20 protein-coding genes and 1 tRNA gene are annotated in these 26,953 nt (G+C 68.0%); 7 read left to right on the plus strand and 14 right to left on the minus strand.

What is annotated here, in order from left to right; genetic code table 11:
• Nucleotides 1–113: 113 nt before the first annotated feature.
• Genes E1284_RS00795 through E1284_RS00810 form a run of 4 tightly spaced genes read right to left on the minus strand, consistent with a single transcriptional unit; the run spans nt 114 to nt 2,089 of the window.
• Complete coding sequence (locus E1284_RS00795) at nt 114–968, minus strand: NUDIX hydrolase (RefSeq protein WP_131935944.1); 855 nt, start codon at nt 966–968, stop codon at nt 114–116.
• A 48-nt stretch (nt 969–1,016) separates the two neighbouring features.
• A complete protein-coding gene (locus E1284_RS00800; RefSeq protein ID WP_131935945.1) occupies nt 1,017–1,478 on the minus strand; it encodes a RidA family protein in 462 nt (153 codons plus the stop codon).
• Entirely contained in the window at nt 1,475–1,633 is a 159-nt protein-coding gene (sp36, locus tag E1284_RS00805) for a Sp36 family protein (RefSeq protein WP_021591512.1), read from the minus strand. The genes E1284_RS00800 and sp36 overlap by 4 nt, the downstream gene beginning before the upstream one ends.
• 54 nt (nt 1,634–1,687) lie before the next feature.
• Nucleotides 1,688–2,089, minus strand: a complete 402-nt coding sequence (locus E1284_RS00810) for a winged helix-turn-helix transcriptional regulator (protein ID WP_131935946.1) — start codon at nt 2,087–2,089, stop codon at nt 1,688–1,690.
• 130 nt (nt 2,090–2,219) lie between these two features.
• On the opposite strand from E1284_RS00810, the gene E1284_RS00815 reads away from it, so the two are divergent.
• Nucleotides 2,220–3,164, plus strand: a complete 945-nt coding sequence (locus E1284_RS00815; RefSeq protein WP_131935947.1) for an NADP-dependent oxidoreductase — start codon at nt 2,220–2,222, stop codon at nt 3,162–3,164.
• Between the two features lie 48 nt (nt 3,165–3,212).
• Here the strand turns inward: E1284_RS00815 and E1284_RS00820 are convergent, their stop codons facing one another.
• Complete coding sequence (locus E1284_RS00820; protein WP_131935948.1) at nt 3,213–4,226, minus strand: slipin family protein; 1,014 nt, start codon at nt 4,224–4,226, stop codon at nt 3,213–3,215.
• A 245-nt stretch (nt 4,227–4,471) separates the two neighbouring features.
• Between E1284_RS00820 and bagA the strand changes: the two genes are divergently transcribed.
• Together bagA and bagB are read left to right on the plus strand one after the other, a co-directional pair.
• Nucleotides 4,472–5,467 (plus strand): ATPase BagA, encoded by a 996-nt coding sequence (bagA, locus tag E1284_RS00825; RefSeq protein WP_243714176.1) that lies wholly within the window; start codon nt 4,472–4,474, stop codon nt 5,465–5,467.
• 210 nt (nt 5,468–5,677) lie between these two features.
• Complete coding sequence (gene bagB / locus E1284_RS00830; RefSeq protein ID WP_131935949.1) at nt 5,678–6,835, plus strand: ATPase BagB; 1,158 nt, start codon at nt 5,678–5,680, stop codon at nt 6,833–6,835.
• A gap of 428 nt (nt 6,836–7,263) precedes the next feature.
• Here bagB and E1284_RS00835 read toward each other — a convergent pair whose 3' ends face one another.
• Both E1284_RS00835 and E1284_RS00840 read right to left on the minus strand, forming a co-directional pair.
• On the minus strand, nt 7,264–8,424 hold the full coding sequence (locus tag E1284_RS00835) for an RNA-guided endonuclease InsQ/TnpB family protein (RefSeq protein WP_243714177.1): 1,161 nt from the start codon (nt 8,422–8,424) through the stop codon (nt 7,264–7,266).
• 241 nt (nt 8,425–8,665) lie between these two features.
• On the minus strand, nt 8,666–8,989 hold the full coding sequence (locus E1284_RS00840; protein ID WP_131935950.1) for a WhiB family transcriptional regulator: 324 nt from the start codon (nt 8,987–8,989) through the stop codon (nt 8,666–8,668).
• Between the two features lie 337 nt (nt 8,990–9,326).
• On the opposite strand from E1284_RS00840, the gene E1284_RS00845 reads away from it, so the two are divergent.
• Entirely contained in the window at nt 9,327–11,627 is a 2,301-nt protein-coding gene (locus E1284_RS00845; protein ID WP_131935951.1) for a penicillin-binding protein, read from the plus strand.
• 34 nt (nt 11,628–11,661) lie between these two features.
• Here the strand turns inward: E1284_RS00845 and E1284_RS00850 are convergent, their stop codons facing one another.
• Nucleotides 11,662–12,114, minus strand: a complete 453-nt coding sequence (locus E1284_RS00850) for a GatB/YqeY domain-containing protein (protein WP_131935952.1) — start codon at nt 12,112–12,114, stop codon at nt 11,662–11,664.
• Between the two features lie 93 nt (nt 12,115–12,207).
• On the opposite strand from E1284_RS00850, the gene E1284_RS00855 reads away from it, so the two are divergent.
• From E1284_RS00855 to E1284_RS00865, 3 genes are all read left to right on the plus strand, one after another.
• On the plus strand, nt 12,208–13,104 hold the full coding sequence (locus tag E1284_RS00855; protein WP_131935953.1) for a metallophosphoesterase: 897 nt from the start codon (nt 12,208–12,210) through the stop codon (nt 13,102–13,104).
• Nucleotides 13,101–13,688, plus strand: a complete 588-nt coding sequence (locus E1284_RS00860; RefSeq protein WP_165965069.1) for a class I SAM-dependent methyltransferase — start codon at nt 13,101–13,103, stop codon at nt 13,686–13,688. The genes E1284_RS00855 and E1284_RS00860 overlap by 4 nt, the downstream gene beginning before the upstream one ends.
• A 76-nt stretch (nt 13,689–13,764) precedes the next feature.
• Nucleotides 13,765–13,838, plus strand: a tRNA-Pro gene (locus E1284_RS00865).
• Between the two features lie 354 nt (nt 13,839–14,192).
• Here the strand turns inward: E1284_RS00865 and E1284_RS43895 are convergent.
• The 6 genes from E1284_RS43895 to pglX all read right to left on the minus strand — a co-directional run bounded on the left by E1284_RS43895 (nt 14,193) and on the right by pglX (nt 26,951).
• Nucleotides 14,193–14,465 (minus strand): recombinase family protein, encoded by a 273-nt coding sequence (locus E1284_RS43895; protein ID WP_131935955.1) that lies wholly within the window; start codon nt 14,463–14,465, stop codon nt 14,193–14,195.
• Complete coding sequence (locus E1284_RS00875; protein ID WP_131935956.1) at nt 14,462–14,671, minus strand: hypothetical protein; 210 nt, start codon at nt 14,669–14,671, stop codon at nt 14,462–14,464. Before E1284_RS00875 ends, E1284_RS43895 begins: the two co-directional genes overlap by 4 nt.
• 988 nt (nt 14,672–15,659) lie before the next feature.
• Nucleotides 15,660–18,422, minus strand: a complete 2,763-nt coding sequence (locus E1284_RS00880; RefSeq protein ID WP_165965071.1) for a DEAD/DEAH box helicase — start codon at nt 18,420–18,422, stop codon at nt 15,660–15,662.
• Nucleotides 18,419–19,756, minus strand: coding sequence for a BREX system ATP-binding protein BrxD (gene brxD / locus E1284_RS00885; protein ID WP_131935958.1), 1,338 nt, complete (start codon nt 19,754–19,756; stop codon nt 18,419–18,421). The genes E1284_RS00880 and brxD overlap by 4 nt, the downstream gene beginning before the upstream one ends.
• Entirely contained in the window at nt 19,756–22,677 is a 2,922-nt protein-coding gene (pglZ, locus tag E1284_RS00890) for a BREX-6 system phosphatase PglZ (protein ID WP_165965072.1), read from the minus strand. The genes brxD and pglZ overlap by 1 nt, the downstream gene beginning before the upstream one ends.
• The gene (gene pglX / locus E1284_RS00895; protein WP_207923475.1) at nt 22,674–26,951 is read right to left on the minus strand and encodes a BREX-6 system adenine-specific DNA-methyltransferase PglX; all 4,278 of its coding nucleotides are present in this window, start codon (nt 26,949–26,951) and stop codon (nt 22,674–22,676) included. The genes pglZ and pglX overlap by 4 nt, the downstream gene beginning before the upstream one ends.
• Between the last annotated feature and the right edge of the window lie 2 nt (nt 26,952–26,953).

Genomic DNA, 26,953 nt, shown 5'->3' on the forward strand with positions numbered 1-26,953 from the left:
CCGGTCCGGGTGCCGGACCGGGTTCCAGCCGAAGCGGTCGAGATGCCGCAGCGCAGACGTACCGGCCAGCCGCCACATGACGGCCCGGGACCGGGGCATTCCGCGCGGCACGGTCAGCCCAGCCCGTAGTGCCGTCCGACGCCGTCCGGCAGGACGAGGTACGCCTCGCCGTCGATGATCTCCGCGGTCGGCTCGTGCACGACGATCTCGCGCGGCGCGGCCAGCACGTCCGCGACGGTGTCGAACTCGGCCAGCTCCGCCAGCGTCGCGATCGTCGGCGGCAGCATCATCCACTCGCCCTTCTCCGCGCGCTCGGCCGCCTCCGCCGGGCGCACCCAGGCGACCTGGTCGGCCTCGGTGCTGACGTCCCGCGCCCGCTGCCCCGCCGGCATCGCGGCGACGAAGAAGCGGGTGTCGTAGCGCTTCGGCTCGATCGCCGGGGTGATCCAGTGCGCCCACGGGCGCAGCAGGTCGGCGCGCAGGACCAGCCCGCGCCGGTCGAGGAACCCGCCGAACGACTGCGAGCGGTCCAGCAGCGCCTGCCGGTCGGCCTCCCACTCGTCGCCGCGCGTGTCATCGACGACCGTCCCGGCGGTCGGCCCGGCCAGCAGGACGAGCGTCTCCTCGAACGTCTCCCGGACCGCCGCGCAGACCAGCTCGCGGGCCAGCGGCTCGTCCGCCTTGAACGCCGTCCCCCAGTCGGCGGGCGGCGGCCCGCACCACGCCAGGTCGGCCTCGCCGTCGCGCGGGTCGACCGACCCGCCCGGGAACACGTAGGCGCCGGGCGCGAACGCCATCGACCGGACGCGGCGCAGCATGAACGCCTGCAACCCGTGCTTCTCGTGGTCACGGAGCACGACCACGGTCGCCGCATGCCGGGCGGGGACGGGCTCGGCCCGGCCCGCCCGGATGTCCTCGATCCGATCCCGGAAGCTCTCCGGCAGCTTCAGCCCGTGCACAGTGCTCATGGCGTGTCATTCGGACATACCGAATGGCATTCCGTCAAGCCGCCGGTCCTACTCGACCTCGGCGATCAGCTCGACCTCGACCGGCACGTTGAGCGGCAGGGCCGCGACGCCCACGGCGCTGCGCGCATGCTTGCCCGCGTCCCCGAAGACCTCCACCAGCAGGTCGCTCGCCCCGTTCACCACCTGCGGCTGGCCGTAGAAGTCCGGCGCGCTGGCGACGAACCCGACGACCTTCACGATCCGGACGACCCGCGACAGGTCGCCGATCTCCGCCTTCAGCGCCGCGATCGCGTTCAGCGTGCAGATCCGCGCCTGCTTCGCGGCCTCCTCCGCACTGACCTCCGCGCCCACCTTCCCGGTGACGCCCACCTCGCCCTTCACCATCGGGACCTGGCCCGCCGTGTAGACGAGCGACCCCGTCCGCACCGTCGGCACGTACGACGCGACCGGCGGGACGACGTCCGGCAGCTCGATCCCGAGCTCCCGCAGCCGCTCTTCGGGCGTGCTCATGACTGGACTTCGCGCTTGAAGTAGGCCACCAGGTTCTCCGGGTTCGGCCCCGGCAGGACGGTGACGAGCTCCCACCCGTCCTGGCCCCAGTTGTCAAGGATCTGCTTGGTCGCGTGCACCAGCAGCGGAACGGTCGCGTACTCCCACTTCTTCATGGCAGTCACCCTAGCCGTGCCCATTGCTCCGCTGGAGGACACACCTGGGATGGGTCAGGTCGAGGTGGTGTCGTGGCGGGCGCGGGCCGCGTGGACGTCGCCGATGTGGTGGTTCGCCCAGTCGATCATCGTTGCGATCAGCGGGATGATCCGGTCGCCCAGCGGCGTCAGCGCGTACTCGACCTGCACCGGCACGGACGGCGTGACCGTGCGCGCCACGAAACCGTCCCGTTCGAGGGAGCGCAGCGTCTGCGTGAGCATCTTCGCGCTGACGCCCGGCAGGGCGCGGCTCACCTCGGCGTACCTGCGCGGGCCCGCCGCCAGCTCCCAGAGGACCATCGTGCTCCACTGCCGGCCGACGATCCCCAGCAACTGGTTCATCGGGCACGTCTCCATGAAGGCGCCGAACGCCGCCCTCTCCTGCTCGCGGCGCTGCGCCGCCGTCATCGTGGCCATGCTGCGGGCTCACCTCCGGGTGCCGAACGCACCCCGAAGTAACTTCTTCCGGGCGCGCGCTGTTCCGGCGACAGTGAGCGGTGCGGGGCTTCTCCCCGCGCCACCACGTCACCTCACGAGGAGTTCCGTCATGCGCGCGATCATCGTCAAGACCCCCGGCGGGCCGGACGCGCTGGAGGAGGCCGACGTCCCGGAGCCCGTTCCGGGGCCGGGCCAGGTCCGGATCCGGGTGGCGGCCGCGGCGGTCAACCCGGTCGACGCGGCCGTCCGCGCGGGCACCCTGGCCGCCGCGGGGCTGATGTCCTTCGACGCACGGCCGGCGTTCGGCATCGGCATGGACGTCGCCGGCACGATCGACGCCATCGGCGCCGGCGTCACCGGCCGCACACCCGGCGACCAGGTCATCGGATTGCAGGACCGGCTCGACGTACCGCACGCCGGCTACGCGGAGAAGATCGTCCTCGACGCGTCCGCCGTCGCCCGCGCGCCCCGCTCGGCCTCCCCTGCCGAGGCGGCGACGCTGCCGCTCAACGGTCTGACGGCGCTGCAGGCGCTCGACCTGCTCGACCTGCCGCCTGGAGCGACGCTGCTGGTCACGGGCGCGGCCGGGGCCGTCGGCGGCTACGCCGTCGAGCTCGCCGCACACCGCGGGCTCCGCGTCGTCGCCTCCGCCGCCGCGACGGACGAGGCGCTGGTGCGGGGCTTCGGCGCGGAGATGTTCGTACCCCGGGACGTCCACCTCGCGGACGCGGTCCGGGCGCTCGTCCCCGGCGGCGTCGACGGGGCCGTGGACACCGCCCTCCTCGCCGCGGCGGCGCTCGACGCCGTCCGCGGCGGCGGGACGTTCGCGGCCGTCAACGGCGGCCCGGCCATTCCGGTGCCGCTGCGCGGGATCAGCGTCCGCAACGCGTGGATCCGCGCCGACGCCGCCCAGCTCGCCGCGCTCGTCGACCTCGCGGACGAGCGCCGCCTGACCCTCCGCGTGGCCGACACGCTGCCGCTGGCGGAGGCCCGCAAGGCGCACACCCGCCTGGAATCCGGCGGTCTGCGAGGCCGCCTGGTCCTGATCCCCTGATCGGGGGACGCGGCGCCGCCGGGTGCACCGGGCGGCGCCGCGCGGGGGTCAGCGCTGCTCTCCGGTCTCGGGACCGGGGTCGCCGCTCGAGATGCCGCGGGGTTCGTCGGACGCGGAGCGGCGCTTCGGCTCGTCCAGGCCGATGACCGGCGGGACGTCCTCGGCCGACTCCAGGGTCGAGGGCTGCTCCGCCGCCTTGGCGAGCTCCTCCTCGGCCTTGGCGAGCCGCTCGCCGAGGTCGAGCCTGGAGCCCTCGCCGCCTCCGGCCGGCCCGGAGCCGCCCGTGACCTTGTCGAAGAACCGCAGGATCTCGACCGGCAGCGGCATGACCAGCGTGCTGTTCTTCTCGGCCGACACCTCCACGACCGTCTGCAGCAGGCGCAGCTGGAGGGCCGCCGGGTCCTGCGACATGATCTCCGCGGCGGCGGCGAGGCGCTTGGACGCCTGGAACTCGCCGTCCGCGGTGATGATGCGGGCGCGGCGCTCGCGCTCGGCCTCGGCCTGCCGGGCCATCGAGCGCTTCATGCCCTCGGGCAGCGAGACGTCCTTGATCTCGACCCGCTCAATCAGGATGCCCCACGGACCCTCGGTGATCTCGTCGATGATCACCCGAAGCCGCATGTTGATCTTCTCGCGCTCGCCGAGCAGCTCCTGCATGTCGGCCTGGCCGATGACCGACCGCAGCGACGTCTGCGCCACCTGCGAGACCGCGTACCCGTAGTTGTGGACGTTCACGATCGCCTTCACCGGGTCGATCACCCGGAAGTAGACGACCGCGTCGACGCGGACGCTCACGTTGTCCTGGGTGATGCCGTCCTGGCCGGGCACCCCCATCGTGATCGTCTGCTGGCTGACCTTCTGCATGCGCTCGACGATCGGCACGATCGCCGTCAGACCGGGCCGGCGCACCGCGCCGGGACGCAACTGCCCGTCCCGCTGCACCTGGCCGAACCGGAACACGATCCCGTTCTCGAACTGCTGTACGACGCGGATCGACGACGCCAGGACGATGAGCCCCCCGACGACGACGATCAGCACGATGATGAGGGCCACCGCTTCCATCACGGCCACCTTTCTCACGTGGGCGGCCGGAGCCCGGGGATCGCCCGGACACCGGCGGAATACTGGACCGGTGAGGATCCAGACGGAACCGCCCGGGGACGGTTCACGTTTCCCAGCTAACCGCGCGGGCACGCCCGTGTACAACGCTCGCACGAATGATCTTGCGGGGAACCGTGTCAGGGATCACTTGCATACGGGCGGGCGCCCTCTGAAGTGTTTGCCGAGTGAACGATATGGTCGATCGGGTGAGCGCGAGAGACACCGACTGGGACGGCGTACGCCTCCATGTGGTCACCGGGAAGGGCGGCACGGGCAAGACGACCGTCGCCGCGGCCCTCGCCCTTGCCCTGGCCGCCGGAGGACGCAAGGTCCTGCTCGTCGAGGTCGAGGGGCGGCAGGGCATCGCCCAGCTGTTCGACTGCCCGCCCCTCCCGTACGAGGAGCGCCGCGTCGCGGTCGCCCCGGACGGCGGGGACGTGTACGCGCTCGCCATCGACACCGAAGAGGCGCTCATCGAGTACCTCGAGATGTTCTACAACCTCAAGCGCGCCGGCAAGGCGATGACCAAGCTCGGCATCGTCGACTTCGTCACCACCATCGCCCCCGGCCTGCGCGACGTCATCCTCACCGGCAAGACCTCCGAATCGGTGCGCCGCAAAGGGAAGGACGGCGCCTTCATCTACGACGCCGTCGTCATGGACGCCCCGCCCACCGGTCGCATCACCAAGTTCCTGAACGTGAACGAAGAAGTCTCCGGTCTCGCCAAGGTCGGCCCCGTCCGCAACCACGCCGACACCGTGATGAAGGTCGTCCGCAGCCCGGAGACCGCCGTGCACTTCGTGACCCTCCTTGAGGAGATGCCCGTCCAGGAGACGATGGACGGCATCCACGCCCTCACCGAGGTCGGCCTCCCGGTCGGCGGCGTCATCGTCAACATGGAGCACGAGCCCGTCCTCAGCGAGGACGACCTCACCGCGGCCGCCGCCGGCACCCTCGACACCGACGAGATCGTCCGCGGTGTGAAGGCCGCCGGGCTGGAGCACGACGCCGAGCAGATCGCCGCCGTCCTCGCCGCCGAGGCCACCGACCACGCCCGCCGCACCGCCCTGCAGCGCCGCGAGAAGGAACGCCTCGACTCGATCGACCACCCCCGCTACACCCTCCCGATGCTCTCGGACGGCATGGACCTGGCCGGCCTCTACGACCTGGCCGCCGCCCTCCGCGCCCAAGGCGCCGCATGACCGGGCACATCGGCCGGCGGCACCTGCCGGGAGACGCGGGCGTTCGTCCGACAGGAGAGGTCGCCGGAGTGGAAGATGCGCGGCGAGCGGTAGGCGTCCGCACGGCGGGGAGTACGCGGTTCGGCACGGTGGCGGCGCTGCCCGGGGTCTCCTGGGTGGCTCTCGCGGCGGCGCATGCGGGGCCCGGCGGCGAGTGGCAGAGGTGAATCGATGAGCCCGATCGGCAAGACCCCTCCCGTCCTGGACGTCGACGCGCTGCTCGACGACCCGCGCACGAAGATCATCGTGTGCTGCGGCTCGGGCGGCGTCGGGAAGACGACCACGGCCGCCGCGCTCGGCGTGCGGGCCGCCGAACGGGGGCGCGACGTCGTCGTCCTCACCGTGGACCCGGCGCGCCGGCTCGCCCAGTCGATGGGCCTGTCGGAGCTCGACAACAGCCCCCGCAAGATCGAGATCGACGGCGACGGCGAGCTGCACGCCATGATGCTCGACATGAAGCGCACCTTCGACGAGATCGTCGAGGCGCACGCCGACCCGGACCGGGCGAAGCAGATCCTCGCCAACCCCTTCTACCAGTCGCTGTCGTCCAGCCTGTCGGGCACGCAGGAGTACATGGCGATGGAGAAGCTCGGCCAGCTGCACCGCTCCGGCGCCTGGGACCTGATCATCGTGGACACCCCGCCGTCCCGGAACGCCCTGGACTTCCTGGACGCCCCCGAGCGCATGGGACGCTTCCTCGACGGCCGCTTCATGAAGATCCTCGCGGCGCCGGCCAAGACCGGCGGCCGCTTCGGCGTCAAGGTGATCAGCGCCGGGTTCGGCATGTTCACCGGGGCGATCAACAAGGTCCTCGGCGTCCAGCTCCTGCGCGACGTGCAGACGTTCGTCGCCGCGTTCGACACGATGTTCGGCGGGTTCCGGGAGCGGGCCGAGAAGACGTTCAAGCTCCTGCAGACCCCCGGCACCGCGTTCCTCGTCGTCGCCGCCCCCGAGCCGGACGCGCTCCGCGAGGCGTCCTACTTCGTCGAGCGCCTCGCCGAGGAGCGCATGCCGCTCGCCGGGCTCGTCGTCAACCGCGTCCACGAGTCCGCGGCCGACGGCCTGTCGGCGGCGCGCAGCCAGGCCGCCGCCGAGACGCTCGAAGAGCGCGGCGAGCACACGCTGACCGCGGCGCTGCTCCGCCTGCACACCGCCCGCATGCAACTGGCGGCCCGCGAGGAGCGCCTCCGCGACCACTTCGCGTCGACGCACCCGACCGTCCCGGCCACGGCAGTCCCCGCCCAGGCCGAAGACGTCCACGACCTGGACGGCCTACGCCTGGTCGGCGAAGACCTGGCCGCCCCCACCTCCTCCTCGCCCGCCGCCTGACCTCGCCCACGCAACCTCCCACCGCCGCCCGTCAACGGCCTGCATCTCTACGATGTCCTCCCGCCGCGGCAGGCACCACGAGAACTCCCATCTGTGGACAACCCGGTTCGCCGAGTGCGGCTACCTGGTGTTCTTGGGGACGTAGAGGCGGATGTCGTCCACGTACGCTTCGCCCTCGTAGTAGTTCAGGTGCGGGTCGCCGATGATGAACGAGTCGGGGTAGGCCGAGCCCTCGGGCCAGGAGTGCTCCGTGACGTACGTCCCGGCGGGGCCCTTGTGGACCAGGCGGCGGTCGAAGCCCCGCTGTAGTACTCGTTGGTCAACTACTCAGCCCTGAGGACAGGTCTTGCCCGGTCCGTGGGGCTTTGTTCGCGCTCCCGACTGCCCGTTACGGTGGGGCGGTCACGGGTCGCATCCACCCGCCCGCGCTAGGCGGGGGTGGGTTGGGGCATGTTGACGAATACCCACGCCGAGCATGCGCGGTCACGCACGTTGACCCCGGCGACGACGTCGGCGGGCCCAGCGAGACCGCACCGACGACAACAGAAGTGGTCCCGCGAGGGACGGTTGTTCCTGGCGGTGTGGCCGCAGCGCGGGCAGCGCTGCGAGGTGTAGGCCGCATCCACCTCGATGAACGGCACCCCGGCGCGGCGTGCCTTGTAGGCGATGAACGCGCCGAGCTGGTGGAAGGGCCAGGACGACAGGCGTGCCCGCTGGTCGCGAGGAACCGTGACCCGTCCGCGGATCCCACTCAGCTCTTCGAGTGCGATACCGCGTCCGGTGCGTGCCGCGACGGCGACGACCTGCTTGGCGATCGTGTGGTTGACATGCGTGGCGTGCCGCGCCTCGCGGCGGGCCCGCTTCTTCAGCAGCCGGGCGGCCGATCGGGTGCGTTTGGCCTGGAGTTCGGCGCGTTTGCGGGCCTGCCACCGCCGGTACCGGCCCAGCCGACGCCCCTGATGGTTGTCGCCGTCGCTGGTGGTGGCCAGGTTGACGATGCCGCGGTCCACCCCCACCCAGTCGACCGGCTCGAACACCTCGGGTTCAGGGACATCGCAGGTGGCGAGCAGGAACCACTTGCCGTCCCGGTGCACGAGATCGGATTCGCCCTTGCGGTGCGCGGTCAGCATCTTGGCCTGATCTGGTGAGCAGGCGAACCGCAGGTTCTTGCACCGGCCCGCTGTGGTCCAGATGCTGACGGTGCCCGCGTCGAACTGCCACGACAGGTTGCGGTCGTCGAAGGTGTGCGCGGCGTCCGGGCGGAACGTGATCGGTTTGGACTCGACCTTGCGGCGGCGCTTGGATGCCGGGCCGCCGAGACGGCCGTTGCGGATGGTGCCGCGCAGGGTGGTGTAGGCGTCCACGACCCGTTTGATCACGTGCTGGGCGGCCTGGGCCCCGAGCCCGGCGGCTTTGAGGTCGCCGTAGCAGAGCCTCCGCAGGGGCATCTCACGGCAGCGGAGCCCGAACTCCTCGAAGGCCACGGCTGCCACCTCGTTGGCTGCGGTGTTGACCCGATGCAGGGTGTGCTCCAGCGCCGGCGCTTGCTCGGGCGTCGGCAGGAGCTTCACCTGCACCACCAGTTTCACAGTCCGTGACTGTATCATTACGCCCGTCACACCGAATCCGTCCAAACGGTGCGTGGGCGAGGTCGCCAGCGCGAGGGCCCCGCCACCATGACGAAACGATCGATGGGACAGCACGAGCACGTGGCCGCGGGCCCGCACCGCGAAAACGGTGCGGGCCCGCGGCCACGCTTGTCAATCGGACCGTGCCGGTCCCTGAACCACTGCCGGACGCCTGGACGGGCCGCGGACGGCCCCTCCGAGTTCAGCTGGCGACGAGTTCCTGCTCGTCGGCGTCGGCGTCCACCTCCACCGACCGCTCGTACTCTTCCTTCGCGGTCTCCAGCAGGTCGCGCCACGACCGCACATCCGGCCGCCGCCGCAGCAGAGCCCGGCGCTCACGCTCGGTCATCCCGCCCCAGACACCGAACTCGATCCGGTTGTCGAGGGCGTCAGCGAGACACTCCGTGCGCACTGGGCAGCCGCGGCAGATGAGCTTGGCCCGGTTCTGCGCCGCTCCCTGCACGAACAGGGCGTCCGGATCCGCGTTACGGCAGGCGGCGCGGGCGGTCCAATCCGTGATCCACATCTTGGCCCCACTCCCCTAGGGTCTGTGTCGATTTGCGCTCCTTGGCCGGACGGGCGCGGACGTCAGGCCGCCAAACGAAAGCCGTGGGGAAGAACTTACGGAAGCGAGACAGGTTTCAACAGTCCCCGTTGGGCCCATTCTCGATATAGCCCACCGGGGCCATACCGCCGGAACGGACTAGTTACCTGTAGTTGACGCGCCAGACACGGCGCAGGTTGTCATGATGAGGGCATACCGGGCGAACGGCCTGCCCGCGGCGGTCTGACCGGCCAGATCGCGGGCGCCGCTGGGGGGACGTGTCCCTAATGCACCTCTCGTCCCGCGTACCCTAGATCCCGTGCGCGTTGTGAATACGGATCGGGGCCAGGCCGCCTCCACGCTGTTCAAGTTGCTCGGTGCCGGGGCGGTTGCGGGTCTCATCGTCGCCCTCATCGCGCTACCGGCCGTCGGCAGCGCGGGCCTGACCGCTCGCGACGCCGCGAACAACTTCGAGAGCATGGACAGCCAGCTCAAGACGTCCCCTCCGTCCGAGAAGACGGTGATGTACTCCGCGGACGGCAAGCAGGTCGCCACGTTCTTCGACAAGTACCGCGAGTCCGTCCGCCTCGACCAGGTCGCGCCCATCATGCGCAAGGCCATGATCGACATCGAGGACTCGCGGTTCTACGAGCACGGCGCACTCGACCTCAAGGGCACCATCCGCGCCATGGCGTCCAACGTCGAGTCGGAGCAGACCCAGGGCGGCTCCACGCTCACGCAGCAGTACGTCAAGAACCTGCTGGTCGACAGTGCCCGGACCGACGAGGAGTACCGCGAGGCGACCGCACCCACCGTCGGACGCAAGCTCCGCGAACTGCGCTACGCACTCGACATCGAGCAGCGCATGACGAAGGACCAGATCCTTGAGGGCTACCTCAACATCGCCTACTTCGGCGCAGGCGCGTATGGGGTGCAGGCCGCCGCGAAGCGCTACTTCAGCGTCCCGGCGTCCAAACTGACCCTCGGCCAGGCGGCGCTGCTCGCCGGCATCACGCAGAACCCCACCGCTTACGACCCCATCCGCAACCCCAAGGACGCCCGCCACCGGCGTGACATCGTCCTGTACCGGATGGCCCAGCTCAACCACATCACCAAGGCGCAGGCCGACGAGGAAGCCGCCAAGCCGATCCAGCTGAACCGCACCGACCCGGTCGGCGGATGTCAGACCAGCAAGGCGCCGTTCTTCTGCGAGTACGTCAAGTACGACATGCTCAACATCCTGTCGGACGGCAAGTACTGGTCGCTGAAGCCGAAGCAGCAGCAGAACATCGTCAACGAGCTGAACCGCGGCGGCTACACGATCCGCACCACGCTCGACTTGCAGGACCAGCGCGCCGTCGACAAGACGCTCCGCGGCACCGTCCCCCCGAACGGCAACCGCGTCGCGGCCCAGGCAATGGTCGAACCCGGCACGGGGAAGATCAAGGCGATCGGCGTGAGCAAGCGGTACGGCCCCGGCAAGGGCCGGACGACCATCAACCTAGCCGCCGACTACCACCACGGCCGCAACAACGGCGTGTCGGCGGGCTCGACCTTCAAGGTCTTCACCCTCGCCGCCGCCATCGACCAGGGCATCCCGGTCAGCACCACCATCAACTCCCCGCAGACGGTGACGGTCGGCGGCTTCCAGCCGTGCCGCTACACCGGGACGTGGCAGAACAAGAAGTACGACAACGAGCTGGTCGGCGGCGGCGCACCCTGGACGGTGTCCAACGCCGGCGACAGCGAGAAGGGCAACTTCAACCTCAAGACCGGCACCTGGCACTCGGTCAACACGTTCTACGCCTACCTGGAGAAGCGCGTCGGCGTCTGCAACGCGGTCAAGATGGCCGAGAAGTTCGGGATGAAGCAGGGCAACGGCAACCCGCTGCTGCCGATCCCGTCCCAGGTCCTCGGCGTCAACGACGTCGACATGGTGCACCTCGCCGCCGCCTACGCCGGCTTCGCCGCCCGCGGCAAGTACTGCTCGCCCGTCTCGGTCACCGAGGTCGTCGACCCGCAGGGCAAGAAGCTGAAGCTGCCCAAGCAGGACTGCCACCAGGCCCTCGACCAGGACGTCGCCGACAAGGTGAACTCGATCCTGCAGGGCGTCCTCACCAAGGGCACCGCCGCCGGACTCGGCATCGGCCGCCCCGCCGCCGGCAAGACCGGCACGTGCGAGGAGTTCACCTGCGCCGTGTTCGCCGGCTACACCCCGAACCTCGCCTCCGCCGTCGCCTACTGGGACTTCCGCGGCCCCTGGCAGTACAAGGTCTACGGCATCTACGGCGCGACGATCCCCGGCCCGCTCTGGCGCACCTCGATGCAGCGGGCGCTGGCCGGCGAGCCCGCCCCGGGCTTCCAGACCCCGTCCCGCGACTTCGGCGACACGACCCGCGTCCCGCAGCTGAAGGGCGCGACCGTCGCCGACGCCAAGTCCAAGCTCGCCGCGGCCGACCTGCAGGCCAAGGTCGCGTCCGGGTCCGTCGACTCCGACCAGCCGCGCGGGACGGTCGTGTCCACGTCACCGGACGCGGGCAGCGAGGTCCCGCCCGGCACCACCGTCATCCTGTACATCAGCAACGGCAAGAAGCCCGCGCGAGGCCACGAGGACGACTGACCTGAAGGGCCCGGCGCTCCCGCCGGGCCCTCCGTCATTCCGCGAGCTGCCGCTTGACCTCGGCGGCGACCCGTCCGCCCTCGGCACGCCCGGCGACCTTCGGGTTCACGGCCTTCATGACCTGCCCCATCGCCCGCGGCCCCGACGCCCCCGTCTCCGCGATGGCGTCCGCCACGAGTGCCGTCAGATCCTCGTCGCCCAGCTGAGCGGGCAGGTACTCCTCCAGCACCGCGCCCTCGTCCCGCTCCGCCTGCGCCTGCTCCTCGCGCCCCGCGTCACCGAACGCCGTCGCCGCCTCCCGCCGCTTCTTCGCCTCCCGCGTGAGCACCTTCACGACGTCGTCGTCCGACAGCTGCCGCGACTGCTTGCCCGCGACCTCCTCGTTCTTCACCGCGGTGAGCGCCATCCTCAACGTCCGCGTGCGCACCTCGTCGCGCGCCTTCATCGCGGACGACAGATCGGTCTCCAGCTTCTCCTTCAGGGTCATGCCAACATCATGCCCGTCCCGTACCTTCTGCCTCATCAGGATTACCGCGCGGTGCCCATCTCTGAAAGCATGGGGTCCTGAGAAGGGAGAGTCGTGCGAAAGAGATACGCCGTGCCGCTGAGCCTCCTGGGCACGGGGGCGGCGACCTTCGGGTACGCCTCGGTGATCGAGCGGAACTGGTTCCGCCTCCGCCGCGTCGACGTGCCGGTGCTGCCGCCCGGCCGTCCCTCGGTGAAGATCCTGCACATCTCCGACGCGCACCTCACGCCCGGCAGGACGCGCCTCATCCACTGGGTCCGCGCCTTGGACGCCCTGGAACCCGACCTCGTCGTCAACACCGGCGACACCCTCGCCCACCGCGACGCCATCGGCCCCTTCCTCGAAGCCCTCGGCCCCCTCCTGGACCGCCCCGGCGTCTTCGTCTACGGCTCCAACGACCTGTTCTCCCCGCTCTTCAAGAACCCCCTGCGCTACATCTGGCGGACGAGCAAGTCCGACTACGAGCGCGGCCGCCGCGACCCCGACCTCCCGTACCGCGAGCTCGGCTCGTCCCTCCAGGCCGCCGGCTGGCTCGACCTGAACAACCGCATCGGCCGCCTCAAGGTCGGCGAACTGGACGTCGAGTTCGGCGGCATCGACGACTCCCACATCGACCGCGCCCGCTACGACAAGATCGCCGGCCCCGTCGACCCCCAGGCCGACGTCCACATCGGCGTCATGCACAGCCCCGAACCGCACAACCTCGACCGCTTCACCGCCGACGGCTACGACCTCCTCCTCGCCGGCCACACCCACGGCGGCCAGGTCTGCGCCCCCTTCTACGGCGCCCTGGCGACCAACTGCGGCATAGACCGTCCCCGCGTGAAGGGCCTCCACAAGCACCGCGGCTCCTGGCTCCACGTCTCCGCGGGCCTGGGCACGTCCCCGAAGGCCCCCATCCGCTTCTGCTGCCCCCCAGAGGCAACCCTCCTGACCCTCGTCCCCCGGTGAACTGGCAGACCACCACCGTCATCTCAACCCTCTACGACAGGGCAGTCCAGAGCCGCACGCTCGCCCCCATAGGCGCCCGCGCCCTCTGGAACTACGACATATCCAACCTCCGCCGGGCCATAGCCGCCCAAGACCCAAACGCGCTAACCCTGGACATCCCCTGCGGCGGCGGCCTGGCAGTAGACGACAACCCCCACCACGTAGCCGCCGACATCTCCCACCCCATGCTCACCCGAGCCCGCCGCAGAACAAGCACCCTCCTCCAAACCGACATCTACGCACTCCCCTTCGCCCCCGCCACCTTCGAAGCCTGCGTCACCTACAACGGCCTCCACTGCCTAGCCGACCCACCCGCCGCCCTACGCGAACTAGCCCGCGTCCTACGCCCGGGCGGCACCCTGACCGGCACAACAATCACCACGGGCACGAACCGAGACCCGTTGATCAAGCTCCTCCAACGCCTGCGCATCTTCGGCAACCCAGGCACGACGACCGACCTCCGAACCTGGCTGACATCCGCCGGCCTGACCGACATAGCCCTGACCCCCTCAGGCGCAGTGACCGGCTTCACAGCCCGTAAATAGGGACGCAGCACCCCTCACCATCCGCTAGAGTGGTCAAGGCGCCGGGAGCACGTACGACCTCCCGGGCAGCCACCACCGGGGTGTAGCGCAGCTTGGCAGCGCGCTTCGTTCGGGACGAAGAGGTCGTGGGTTCAAATCCCGCCACCCCGACAGAAAACGCCAGGTCAGAGGCCGGATCTCCATCCAGGAGACCGGCCTCAAGATCTTTTGACCCCCATCTGACCCCGCCCCCGACCGTGACCCTGCAGCATCCAGGGTCACGCACCATCACCTATTGGTCACACCTCAGCTCCCTCCGGGTCCGTCTGAACCTCGGCTCCAAGCTTCCCCAGCGCTCGATCGCCACAGTCGCACGCAGTGCTGCTGACCTCACCCTGCCCCACAAGGCCGTACTTCGACACCGCGATGGGAGCGCACGAGGCACGTACTGAGCGACTTTTGCAATTGAGCGTTCGAATCGCTAGGACGCGACTGGTGACCGCAGGAGCCCGCCCTGGCACTGTGTCAGTGCGTCCGCATCATCTCTTCACGTACTTCCTGCGCGAAGCGCGTAGTTAGCAAGCGGCCAACGTTCGAGGGATGCCACCGCGGCTTCCCCGTGGGTGTCTGCACCGACTCGGCGTTAAGCCTTGCTGCGATGGCCCGGATAGTGAGCCCATCCTGGCGTAGCGTGAGCACGTAGACCATCAACTCACGTGTACAGCACGGCGGGCGGCCACGGGGACGACGCACATCCCCACCACGGCCCTGACTAGGTTGATTGCTCGTCTCGGTCATCGTGACCGCCGATTACGCCGAAACAGGTCCAGCAGGTCACGGAACACCTGATATCGGAGTTTCGCGTTGTCAGGCCCGGCGCGCAGCACAGCCACCAGAGCCAACCCGAGATAGATGACGAGCACGGCGACAACTACCGCCGCGAACATCGCAGCCCAACCAGTCGCAGGTCCGAAGCCCGCGATGGCGCGGAGAAAAATCACCATGGAAGACGCTCCCTCGCTCGTGGCGGGGGGCGCCGTCCTAGCAGGTTACTGGCGCGCTCCCCGCCAATGGCTGATACCAGCAGAAAGAGAGACGAGCATCGGAAGGCTCAACACGGCGCCCGTACCTCCGACAAGCAGCAAGCAGCAATAGAAACCAAGGCACGGCGGACGACTGACGAGTGGGAAGAACAAGTTGGCGGACAGCCCGCAAACATGCGACGAGCAGCACCGCCCTTAGGAGATCTTCCAGTTCGCGCAGACGGGCACTTAGTTGGGCAAGCGATATGCGCCATGTCACCGAAGGCGGCGACATTCCTGCTTCTGCAGGAAAATGCAAGATGGGCCCCAGCGTTGGACGGCAGGCCAAAATCTTCTGGCCGCGTCTCAGAGCGACACTGGCTTGCACAATTGCTGAACCGCTCCCCGTCCACGTTCCGGGTGCTGCGTTTACGTTTTCGACATATAGTTGCGGCGTACGCGCCGAGCCGTGAATGTTGACGAGTGGCCTGACGTTCCACCTTGCAAGGTCGACACGTCTCTGACACTGAACCGATTCGGGAAAGTTTTCGAGCAGCAACTGCAGGAACGCGTCGGTCTTGCCCGCCCTCACGCCAAACTGAAGGCGTGAACTGCGGCTTTCGTCCCAGAGGCCAATGAAAGCATCCAAGTGGGTGGTTTCGACACGGGAGCGCACTTCGCGGATTGCTCTCGGTGCCCCCCGCAGACCCCGTGCCGAAGGAGCAGACAGCGCAGAGTGCATGAGTATCCCGAGCTCGTACAAGGAGGCAGACTGATCCGATGAACTGGTCACTGCCACCTCCTTTGGCCGCTCAGATCCTCAGGTCGCGACCATACCAGGCGCAGCCTGATGTCCTCGTAATTCAGGCCGACGCACAGGTACGAGTGGTCCCCCGTGAGCCGTCCCATCGTTATGTTGGGCTCATCTCAGGACGACGGCCGTGGTCTGGCTTGTGACGGCGAGATCTAGCTATCCGGTGTCGGAGCTGACAGTCGGGGAAGTGTGCGTGACCTCCTCGAAGTGCGCGAACAAGCGGAGTAGCACCTCGGCGTCTAGGGCGGCGTAGGTCACCTGGCTTTCGGTAAGCGGCCGCCGGGTCCAGTCGCCGGTCTGCTCCCTCTTGTCGAGTTCCACACCAAGCTCGCGCGCGCAGACTTCGCGCAGGCTGTGTCCGCTCTCGCCACGTCGGAGCCGGATCGATATTTCGCGAGTATCGACCAAACCGTCCAGCGTGAAGCCCTGTCGGCCGAGGACCTCACGCTCGAACGAGGCGTAGTGGATCAGCTTCGTCGTCTCACCATTCGCGAGCAGCTGGCTGAGAGGCTTTAGATCGGGCAGCTCGAGCGCATCGATGAGGTAGGTTGCCTCGCGGCCTGCTATCTGAATTAGGCAGAGGGTGCGTCTCGCCAGTGTTGTCTCGACATCGAGGCCGACGACGGGCTCGGATGCCAAGGCAGCGACCGCCTTCGTGAGCTGTGACGGCGTTCGCACCCATATCAGCGCCCGGTCTTCCTCTCGGCGCAGGAGCGGCAGCTCCGCTGGCGTCTCCGGAAGCTGGGTGATCCGCTCTGCATTACTTTCCGTCAGAGTCCGGATGCTATTGGGCAGCCGTGGGAGGCGGGTCTCACCGTTCGAGAGCCATCGCCAGGCTCCGCCGACGTCGAGCAGGTAGCTCGCGACTACCTCGCGCTCGACCCAGGGCGGCATCAGCGGCTGGAACTTGCTGAGGCGGTAGCCCGGGAGCGACTCGGCGACCTGCGCCCAGAGGCGCTCATCCTCCCAGAACTCGGGTTCCTCTAGCCTGCCGAGCGCGTCACGGAAGCGGTCTCTGTCAACGGCAGCGCCGCGTATTTTGACCAGGAAGTTGTCGGAGATGACCTGCCAGTCTCCTGCGACTGCTTCGAGCGCATACCGGAGCGTCGCGTTGATGCGCCCGCCGGCGAAGGTCCACCAGCGGATCTCCTCGTTATCGAACTCCGCGCTGCCGCGCTCGGAGCTGATTACTTCACGCATGGAAGCACGCTGATCGGTGAGGACCTTCCATGCGGCGTCATTGAGGTACGGGTAGCGCGTCTCGCTGAGCAGCACCGACCGAATGTGTTGGCAGAGGTCGAGACCGAGGAACTGGGGAAGGAACCCACCCCACGTGGGCTGGCGACCGCGGGGTGCCGCCTCGACGATGACGCGGCGGTCGGCGTGCCGTACGTGGAGGACGGCCCATGCACGCCCGCCAAGCAGGAAGCTGCTGACACCGTCGACGAGCCGGTCGACGAACGCCTGGCTGAGCGAGCCCAGGGGGCGGCCATTGGCATCTTGTACCGTGTAGGTCTGCGGGCTGGAGAAGACCGCGAAGAGTTCCATGAAGTTCTTGCGGCCGAACCGGCGCTCCGCCTTCGGCCCCAGGACCAGCCGCCCGCCGACGAGACGGAGCGAGCCATCTCGCACCATCCACGCCAGAAGGCGGTCGTATTCGGCGCGGTGAATGCCCTGGAAGTCAGGCACGCGCACCAGGTGCTCCCAGGCATCTTCTCTAGTGATTCCGTCCCCTGCGAGCGCCATAGCGAGCAACTGGTGGATGAGCACCGGCCAGCAGCGGCCGTCGAGTTCAACTGACTCGACCCAACCAGCCTTGGCGAGCTCGACCAAGGCGATTGACTGCAGCACTCCCTCGGTTGTCTCGCAGAGGAACGTGGTGTTAGACACCTGCCCAGGTCGCCGCCCCGTTCGCCCCATGCGCTGCAAGAACGAGCTAACGGTGTCTGGTGCCTCCGCCTGCAGGACCCGGTCTAGGTCGCCGACGTCGATTCCCAGCTCTAGTGTTGAGGTGCACACGATGCAGGCGTCGTCGCCTTGATGAAAGCGTTCCTCCGCGAGCTGGCGCTCTTCCCGGGATACGGCACTGTGATGGACGAACACGGCGATGCCAGCCCGCCGCATGTGCTCTGCGGCGGCCTCCGTCGTGGACCGGGACTGGCAGAAGAGCAGGCTTTTGCGGCCCCCCGCGACCTGCGCCGCATCGTGAGAGAGCTCAGGGAGACCTCGGCGGTGGACGACGAGGATCTGCCGGGACCTCGGCTGGCTCGGCGGGCTGACGACGCGCCCGCTCCGGCCGGACGTGCCCTGCATCCAGGTGAGGATGGCCTCGGGGTTGCCCACGGTCGCGGACAGCCCGACCCGCTGGACGTCATGCCGGGAGATGCGCGCCAAGCGCTCAATCACGCTCATGAGGTGGGCGCCGCGATCGGATCCGGCCAGCGCGTGGATCTCATCGACGATCACGGTCCGTAGGTCGGCGAAGAGCTTGCTCTCATCCACTCGTGCCGACAGGAGCATCACCTCAAGTGACTCCGGCGTCGTCATCAGGAGCTGAGCGGGCTCTCTAAGGAACCGGCGCCGGGAGTGGTCCGGCGTATCCCCGTGCCAAGCGAAGCTCCGCAGCCCAATCATCTCGGTGTAGAGCCCGAGTCGGTCCGCCTGGTTGTTCAGCAGCGCTTTGATCGGAGCGACGTACAGTGCTCCTACCCCGTCCGGTTCGTCCTCGGTGAGTTGTGAGAGAACCGGAAAAACCGCCGCCTCCGTCTTGCCGCCAGCGGTGGGGGCCAGGATGATCGCATTGTCGCCAGCAAGCAGCGCCGCTCCTGCTTCTTCCTGGACGGGGCGCAGGCTCGACCAGCCGAGCCGGGACACGATCGCCTGCTGCAGGCGTGGGGACAAACGGGCGAAGACACTCACCACACGTCCTCGGCCGGCACCAGCCCGTCTGCTTCGTCGCCGGGGGCAGGGGCGAGGTTGGTGAGCGCGGTGCCGGAGAGCACATGCTGCTCCTCGGGGCTGAGGTCCGTGGCCTGGAAGCCATACTCGGACATGGGTTCGTAGTCCGCGTGCTCCTCGACTAGATCGAGCTGCGTAACGAACTCACGTAGGAACTGGCGCGGCACCACGCCAACGTCGCCCTTGAAGCCTGCTGACACCTCCGCGACGAGCCGCTCCACAAAGGCTGTGCTGATCTTCTGGTCGAGGCGGCCGCGGTCAGCGGTCGGAAACAGCTCCCGCAGACGGAGCGCGACGGAGCGGAGACGCTCGGGGTCGAAGGGTACAAGCTCGAGCTGTGCCTGGCGCAGGCTGGCGAAGCGGCCCTGCTTCAGAAATCGGATCCGCTCGTGAAGCGGAGCGAGGCCGGCGACTCCCTGCCTCGTGTCGAAGAACTCCGGCGTGCCGGTGAAGACCCAGAGCATGCCCGGATAGGAGCCCGAGGCGTCGGCGATCTGCCGGATCCCGTTGAGAGACTTGTGCCGCGAATCCGAGCGCATCCGGAGGATGGTCTCGGCCTCGTCGATGACGATGATCAGCCCCTTGTACCCCGCGGCCTTCACGATCTCCAGGACTCCCCGCAGGTAGTCAAGGGCATCGCGGCTCTCGATGTCCCCCTTGATGCCCGCGGTCCGCTTGACCGCGGCGGCGACGTTGCCGCTGCCGCACAACCAGGAGATGAGAGCTCCCGCCTCCGCCGCCTTTCCCTGCTGCTTCAATTCGAAGATGGCCTGGATGACGCGGACGAAGTCTTGAGGCGCCCTGCCGCCCGTCATGGCCGCAAGGTCCTCGTCGAGGCGCTTCGCCACCGTGGCATCGAACGCTGGGTCCGCATCGTCCTCACCAGCAGCAATGAGCGCCTCTTCCACCCGTCCGATCCAGCGGTCGAGAACATCGCCCAGGGCCCCGCGCGGGCAAGACGCGGTGCCCAGCTCAGTCAGCACCTTTCGGTAGACGTCGTCGAACCGGTGGAACTTGAGGTCATTATCGGAGACGACAACAAAGCTGGTCGCGAACCCCTGGGCCTGTGCGTCGAGCACAGCAAGGCGGGCCATGAAGGTCTTCCCGCAGCCGTAGCCCCCGCGCAGAAACTTGACGGTGCCCTCGCCATCCCCCGCGAGATCGAGCTGCCGGTGTAGTTCCCCGCGCTGCTTCTCGATGCCGACTGCGAACGCATCGAGTCCCCGTTCCGGCACGAGGCCCTTCCGCAGCGCCTCGAAGACGTGCTCGACATCCTTCTGGGTCAGTGTGTTCATCAGCTTCCCTCCCGCACGTACCGCTTCACCCCGGCCACGACGTCGATGCGCACGACAAAGGGGGCCTTTTGGGCGTAGGACTCGAACTGGAGGGCAAAGCGGCGCAGGCCGCGCGGGCCTCCCAGCATCGCGGCGGCCTCGTTCTCAGTGACAGTGCCATGCACCGCCAGGTGCTCGAACACCTGCCGGATCCCGGGGTCGGGGAATTGCTCCAGCCATCTCGTGTCGGCTACCGGGCTGGTCGTCGGCGGGGTGGTGGCCGATGACGTGGGCGCCCGCATCGCGGTGACAGGGAAGCGGGCGTCCGGCACGCACGGCACCACGTCCGCGATGGCGCTCGGATGACGGATCTCGATGAGCGCGCGCGTGTCCGTAGCTCCGGAAAGCCGGAAGAAGAGCTCGAAGGGCTCGCCGACGACGGCGATGACTGCGCTGCCCGCAATCCGCGCCCTGCCACGAGTCTGGCAGAGCTCGACCTGCACATCTGCGGCGTCGGGGACGCTAACGGCGAGTTCGATCTCCTGCAGACTTCCGAAGTCCAGTGACTGCTGCTCGATGGGCTCAACCCTGGCTTCGATGCAGTGCATCCCCGCCACGCCCTCGCGGGCCTCGGCGGTAACACCGTACCTGATGCCGCTCCCACCAGCCGCCGTGCGGTGTACCACGGTGAGCACCGGGATGACACGCTCCTGCAAGCTGTTACCACCGTGCGCGAAGTCCACCGGCCGTCGGCCGGTGTCGAAGACTGCCGTACTCTCCGGGAAGATAACGCTTGTACCCGTGCCTTCGTACTTGAGGTCCGCCAACGCGACCCTGACCTGACCTGTATGGTCGGCCGCCACCGGTGTGAAGACGTGCCTCCGCTGCGGGTCGATCCGGCGGCCATAAGCTTGGGCGGCCGCAGTGTCGCCGTCCAGCAGAAGGAACCCGTGGTCGCTAGTGAACACGAACCGGCGCACGCCTGCTTCGCGCAGCACGCGCCAGGCAGCGCGGAGCTTCTGCAGGACGACGTCGAACACGGCAGGGCCGATGCCCTTCTCGCCGGCTTCGTCGATCTCCCGGCTGTGCACCACGACCAGCCGGGCCTGGGAAATCGACCGCTTGAGCGAAGCAGTGTTGCTGCTGACCACCTTCTCGAGGGTGAGCCACGAGCACGTCGTGCCGCCGACCCGGTCGTGCATTGCCCGCTTGCGCGTCTCGGGGTCACATACCCGGAACTCACCCGTCTGGAAGCCTTTGACCCCGCCGGTGTCGCTAGCCAGCGAGACCTGCAGGCGGCCATTGCGCGCGACGGGTGCGAGCACGTTCATCCCCACCTCTGTCACGGTGGGGAGTTCAGCGAGCCGGGGCCGCAGCGCCGCGGTGGTGGCCGGGGTGCCCGCTATCTGGCGATAGAGCTCCTCGCCCATCTCGAACCGCAGGGCATCGACAACGAAGTACGCGGTAGCCCCGGGCTCCTGAGCCAACGGCCGGACAACCTCGTCGAAGAGCGTCCGCTGCTGGTGCGAGGTGCCTGGCAGGAAGCCGTGGGCTGTGCAGAGTGAGTTGAACTCGCGAGCCCAAGCATCGGCCCACTCACGCCAGGCACGGCGCATTCCGTCGAGGCGCGCCCGCAGGGTCTCGAACTCGGGAAGCAGCGGGTAGAGCAAGGCCACCCGCCGCTGCTCCAGCAGCCGGTGCGCCTGATCGACGGCGGCACCACGCTCAGCATAGGCCGCCATGGCAGTTTCGATGGTTGCGTCAGCGCTCGCACCAACACCAATCCGCATCCCTGCGCGGCTGATCTCCTGGCCGAGACGAGCCGCCTCGCGGACGAGTTGCCAGGCGGACTGCCGTGCGGGGTCATCGCGGAGCCAGAAGGATGTGTCGGCCGAGGTGGGCTCCACCCGTGGGTCAGCCCATTCGGCGGCCTGGTCGTAGGCGGCGCGGCCCAGCGCTGCCAACGCTGCCTTGAGGACCTTGTCCTCCTCGAACCGGAACGTGTCGATGGCGCCGAGGTCCTCGGCTTCGGCCTGCTCGACCTCATCGACGAGCAGCGCCTCCGTCTCGTCGGCCGTCCGCTGGTAGAAACCCGGGTGCTGCTCCCGGAGATGAGCAGCCACGGCGCAGCAGGCATCGATAACCGGACGCGGCAGGGTAGCAGCGGACGACAGATGGTCACTAGCTGGCGCACGCCTCAGGTCATCCGTGTACTCCACACACAACGCCCAGCTCGCCGCGGCGAACGCCACGTCCCCGGCGCGGGGCTGAGAGAGGGGGAGGGTGGCATCGCGCCAGAAGGAGGGGAGCCCAATCCAGGCAGCGAACCGCTCCCAGAGGGCGACCTCGACATCGAGCTCGCCAATCCGCCCTGCGATGATTCCCCCAGTAAGCAGGTCATCTAGGACGGCCGTCGGGCTCATTGCCCGGAGCTGTGCCCCGATGCCGCCCTCCGCGCCTTCGAGAAGCATGCTAAGCCAGGCGTCGGCACCAGCAAGCGTCATGCCGGGCTGGGCCCGGAAGGAGTTGATCTGGTCGGGGTGCACCTGTCCCGATGCCGCCTCGGTGACGAGGGTGTCGAGCGCCTTGCGGTACCGTACGCCGGCCGCGTAGAGCTCGAAGAGTGGCGTCTGCCGAACGGTTTCCTCGGTGAAACCCGGCAGGTGGATGACAAGTGGTGCCTTCTCCGTGCCGGCGGCCACGCCGTCGAGCGCCATCATGAGCGCCAGGTGGCTGCCTCGGAACGCCTCAACCTGGTAAGGCAAGGCACCGTCGGCACGCAGCGCCTGGAGCCGTTCGACGAATTCACTGTAGGTCCCGGCCTGGTCGAGCCAGACAACGATGCCATGTCGACGCACCCGCGAGCGCAGGTCCGCCTCCAGGACCGCGGACACGGGGCCGCTGAGCCCCGACGATGGCGGGGAGGTAACCGTGGTTGTCACGCCTCGTCCTCCTCGCTCTTGGCCGCGTCTTCGTCGTCGAATAGTTCGACGGGCGGGACGAGGCTGGCCAGGAAGCTCTTGCGGTACCGCACCCGCGCGGGATGCGCCGCTTCGAACGTCGCACGGGCCGTGGCTTCATCTGGGGCGAGGATGCGGATCTCTGCGCCCTGCCGCTCGGCCAGGCGCAGCTCCATCTCCCAGATGGCCTCGGCGTGGGCCGACCAGAGACCCGTCTCAAGGATGCGCATTTCGGGCACGACGCGCCGATCCTTGCCGCGGCCCATGCGCCGCGTGGCCTCTTTCTCGATCGCGGCGAGGGCAGCCTCGGGCTGGTCACGCAGGAAAGCATCGCGGTGAGGTCCATCGCTAACGTCGTCCACGTGACGGCCGCCGGGCCTGTAGGGCGGCTCCTCGATGCGGAAGTCAGGACCGATCTCGTCCTGGAGCCGCAGCTCCCAGATCCAGGCGCGCTCAGGGTGGTACCGCCAGAAGCAGCCGTGCGCAACGCCAAAACTCGGGTCCTGCCGGGACTTCCGGTCGACCCGGCCTGGCCAGTAGCGCATCGCCAGGTGGGACCAGTCGTAGTCCTTCCGGCCGCGCGCGGTCGCGAGTTCCCTCCACCACTTCTTCGGGTCTTTCCACTGCGGTTCGAGCAGCGGCCAGAGCGCGGCGGAGTTAATCACCACGCCGTCGTCGAGGTCCGGGGTGTAGCGTGCGTCCTGCTCGCGGGCGGGGCACTTGCCGTCGGTCGGCGGCGCGCCCCGGTCGGCGCACTGCTCGACATCGGCGATAAACTCCTGCAGCTCGCTCCGGGCTTTCAGTACTTGGTCGTACTGCCGCTCGGCGTCTCGGGCGGCCTCCTTGTCGGCGCCGTCGCGTGTAGCCCGCAGGTCGGTCAGCTCGCCCTCAAGGCGGGCGAGCGTCGGCGCAAGGTGGTCGGCAAGCAGCACCCGCAGGGTCTGGTCGTTCATACGGTGAATGTTCACCCAGGCCACGAAGGTCTTGCCCGACGAGGAGAGCGGCCAGTGAATGGGCCGGTTCCCGTACATGCCCTTGTGAACATCCTTGAAGAAGTCGAAGGCCAACCAGTCGCGCAGGCTACGTCTAGTGCCGATCGCCGGCGAGTGCTTCGCCCAGGCGGCGTGCAGTGGCGCCGCTCCTGGGTGGCCGAGGCCATCGCGGTGATCCTCGGAGTCGAGGGTGGTGTCGAGGAAGAGGATTCCGTAGGGAAGCGCGTGGGAGAGGTCTGCGGTAACCGGGTCGAGGACGCCCTCACCGAGGCTGTCGACAGGGCTGAAGCGACCGAGGGCTACACCAAGGGCGAAGCTCAGATGGTCCGTGGCAGGCTCGGGGTCTAGCTGCTCGATGTACTCGGGGAGCGGCGTACCCTCAGGGCGATCGACAGCGGCCTGGGCCCACTCCTGGGCATGCCGCCAGGGAGAGGGGCCGGGTCGCCGGAATTCAACGGAGGGCTCACGATGAGATTCGTGCGCAGCAAAGGACTCTTCGATGAGGCCAAAGATCGATGCCGCTCCTTCAATTTCGAATACGGGAAGTCGGCCGATGTCGGCAATAGTGAAGTGAATGCCCGGGTTTAGCGAGCTCAACGTTGAGCGTGCCGTGGCTGAATTCATCATGCATATCATTGCTGCGACGCTATCCGGGAAGGACGATTGCCCCGTTTTGTCAAATATTCCTGGAAGGCGGTGCGCTCGAGCGGAAAATGTAGCTCCAATCGCAGCATAGGCAACTCCCCGGCGAAAAAAGAGCGCAGAATCCCTCAGGCGAACAATCTCCGGCTTGCTATATGCGCCAAATACTCCCAATTCAAGCGACGCGTTCGACCACGCAACGACATGTTGGACAGGCTCGATCCATTCGTAGCCTGCCGATCCCTTCAGATAGCTAGGCCAGGTGGCTGTCGCGTGCACTTGCTGTGCCGGTGCTATTGGCGTGGAAGGGACCTCAAACCAACGGCGAAGGAACCTGTCGTTATCGCCGGTCACAACTCCAGGGAATACGGAAAACGAAGAGCTAACTAGAGGAAGAGTTCGATACCGGTCCAATTCGAGCTCGTTCCACCAATAGATTAGCGGCCACTCGGGTACAATCCTTAGCGCGTTCGGGTCGAAAGTGTGAAGACCTTCATGACAGAGTGTGGCGCTCCGCTTGCGTCGAGTTCGCTCTGCATCCCGCGACGTATCCTCTCGCGGTGTCGGGCAGAGGACTCTCAATTCCTTTGCGGTTATAGCTCGCGTAAACGCTGACACGACGACACTTACAACCTCGTCCGGCACGCTTTCGAAGGCCCCGCGGTCGAAGTCGCCAAGCGCGCACAACCCGTGAGATTCCAGTAGATGCTCACGCAGCGGCGCGTACTGCTTGAGGAACATCCAGTTCCGCATCGTGAGCATCGCCGAAACACCGCCCTCACGCACCAGTTCCAGCCCACGGAGCAGGAACGCCGCGTAGAGGTCTGCCCTGCCCAGCGGATACGTCTTAGTGACGTAGTTCGCGTCGGCCATTTTGCTGGTGCCCTGGTATGGCGGGTTCGCAACTACCAGGTCGTACGTTCCCTCACGGACTAGGCGCACGAAGCGGACGCCCGCCGCGAGCTGCTCGCCGCGCAGGCGGAGGCCAAGGTCATCGCCGCCAGTGTGACGGGTAAGGAAGCTCTCTAGCCGGTCGATAAGTGTGGCCCTGGCCTCGGCGTGGCCGATACTGATCCGCTCGGGCTGCGGGCTGAAGCCGGTGAACAGGTCGCCTTGCTCGTCCACCGCCCGGCTGAGCTCAGTCTCGTGCCTTTCCAGGGCTACGTCGACCACCGTTCCGACCTTGAGCAGGGAGCCCAGGTGATCGGCGCCGCGCAGCGCATGGATCAGCGTGTCGGTTAGCGTGGCCGGGATGCCTGTCTCGCGCTCTACTTCGCGGCGAAGCTCGACGAGCGCGGGGTCGTCGTCGGCCAGACTAGCTAGGCGCAGCCGTGACGCTACGAGGTTCAGCTGCTCGGGCTGGGCTCCGGGCGCCACCTGCTGAGCCTTGAGCCAGAGGGCCGCTGCGGCAATCTGTACCGCCCTCGGGTCTAGATCGATGCCATGCAGGTTGTGCGAGAGAATGCGCTCGACGATGGCCCGATTGGACCAGCGCTCATCGTCGGCCTCGCCCCGGTGGCGGGCCTCCTCTCGGTAAAGTGCCACCAGGAGGTCCAGTGCGACGACCAGGAAATGTCCCGAGCCGACGGCTGGATCGAGCAGCTTCAGGTCGCGGATGGTCTCGGGTGCCTGTGCTACGGCGCTCTTGGGGACGGGCTGCGACACGTAGTAGGCCCAGCGGCGTTCCGCGTCAGTGTGCAGCGGCATCGGGTCGGTGAGTGTGACCTCGCCCGCCGCACGTTTGGCTCGCCACTCGGCCCGCCGCTCCTCCAATCGGTCAAGCGTGCCGTCGGTCGCCACCTCGGGCGTCCACCCGTGCCGCTGGCAGATGGCCAGCCACATCGGTCCCAGGCTGTTCTGAAGCAGCCAGTCCACCATGTAGCGCTCGGTGAACATCTGTGTCTTGCTGGCGATCTCGTGCGGCTCGACCTTGCCGCCGCTGTGGAGCTTGTCGTCGAGCGCTTCGCGTTCAGGGTCATTCCAGTACTGGTAGATCCAGCCAAGGGTCATGTCGTCGGCCCAGCAGCTGTCCAGCGCCTCGGAATTGAGGGCATCGATGATGTGCCGGAGCGTCGCCGCCGGGATAGGAACGAGGTCGGCCACGCCCGCTGGACCGTAGAGGCCAGGCAGTTCGGTGGCGAGGTCCTCGAAGACCAGGCGGAGGAGGAACGCATAGCCTTCGGTCTCATCGTCGCGCACGATCCCCGGCGCGAGCTGCCGGAAGTCCAGGTACGCGCGACTCTCCCAGCCGCCGGTCACCACGGCGGGCGTCCGGAGCGGCTGAACTGATGGCGGCGCTGTCTCCATGAGCCGGAGTAGTACCAGCCGGTTTAGCAGGGTGTAGGCCGCCTGCTTCTCGGCCTCTCGGCGGAAGTCCTCCGCCGACCGATCCCGCTTGATCCCGGTGTCCTGCGCCCGTACCTGCTCGTCCACCCACGATTCCAGTCGCCTGCGCTTGGCGCGGGCAGCCTCGTCCAGTCCCGCGTCGCGGGGGTGCACGGAGAGCCGATAGGCCGTCTCCGTGGCGGCGTGGAGGTCCTCAATCAACCGAGCGCGGAGTGACCGGATCGTCGTTGCGAGAGCGTGTTTTGCATTGGAAGTCATGGACATGGTCGCTGCCACCC

Source organism: Actinomadura bangladeshensis (assembly GCF_004348335.1).
Taxonomy (GTDB): Bacteria; Actinomycetota; Actinomycetes; order Streptosporangiales; family Streptosporangiaceae; genus Spirillospora; species Spirillospora bangladeshensis.

Bases quoted from the DNA above. Each gene is read 5' to 3' on its own strand.
- E1284_RS00795 (WP_131935944.1), bottom strand. From the start codon at position 968: ATGAGCACTGTGCACGGGCTGAAGCTGCCGGAGAGCTTCCGGGATCGG.
- E1284_RS00800 (WP_131935945.1), bottom strand. From the start codon at position 1,478: ATGAGCACGCCCGAAGAGCGGCTGCGGGAGCTCGGGATCGAGCTGCCG.
- sp36 (WP_021591512.1), bottom strand. From the start codon at position 1,633: ATGAAGAAGTGGGAGTACGCGACCGTTCCGCTGCTGGTGCACGCGACC.
- E1284_RS00810 (WP_131935946.1), bottom strand. From the start codon at position 2,089: ATGGCCACGATGACGGCGGCGCAGCGCCGCGAGCAGGAGAGGGCGGCG.
- E1284_RS00815 (WP_131935947.1), top strand. From the start codon at position 2,220: ATGCGCGCGATCATCGTCAAGACCCCCGGCGGGCCGGACGCGCTGGAG.
- E1284_RS00820 (WP_131935948.1), bottom strand. From the start codon at position 4,226: ATGGAAGCGGTGGCCCTCATCATCGTGCTGATCGTCGTCGTCGGGGGG.
- bagB (WP_131935949.1), top strand. From the start codon at position 5,678: ATGAGCCCGATCGGCAAGACCCCTCCCGTCCTGGACGTCGACGCGCTG.
- E1284_RS00840 (WP_131935950.1), bottom strand. From the start codon at position 8,989: ATGTGGATCACGGATTGGACCGCCCGCGCCGCCTGCCGTAACGCGGAT.
- E1284_RS00850 (WP_131935952.1), bottom strand. From the start codon at position 12,114: ATGACCCTGAAGGAGAAGCTGGAGACCGATCTGTCGTCCGCGATGAAG.
- E1284_RS43895 (WP_131935955.1), bottom strand. From the start codon at position 14,465: ATGACCGAGACGAGCAATCAACCTAGTCAGGGCCGTGGTGGGGATGTG.
- E1284_RS00875 (WP_131935956.1), bottom strand. From the start codon at position 14,671: ATGGTGATTTTTCTCCGCGCCATCGCGGGCTTCGGACCTGCGACTGGT.
- brxD (WP_131935958.1), bottom strand. From the start codon at position 19,756: ATGAACACACTGACCCAGAAGGATGTCGAGCACGTCTTCGAGGCGCTG.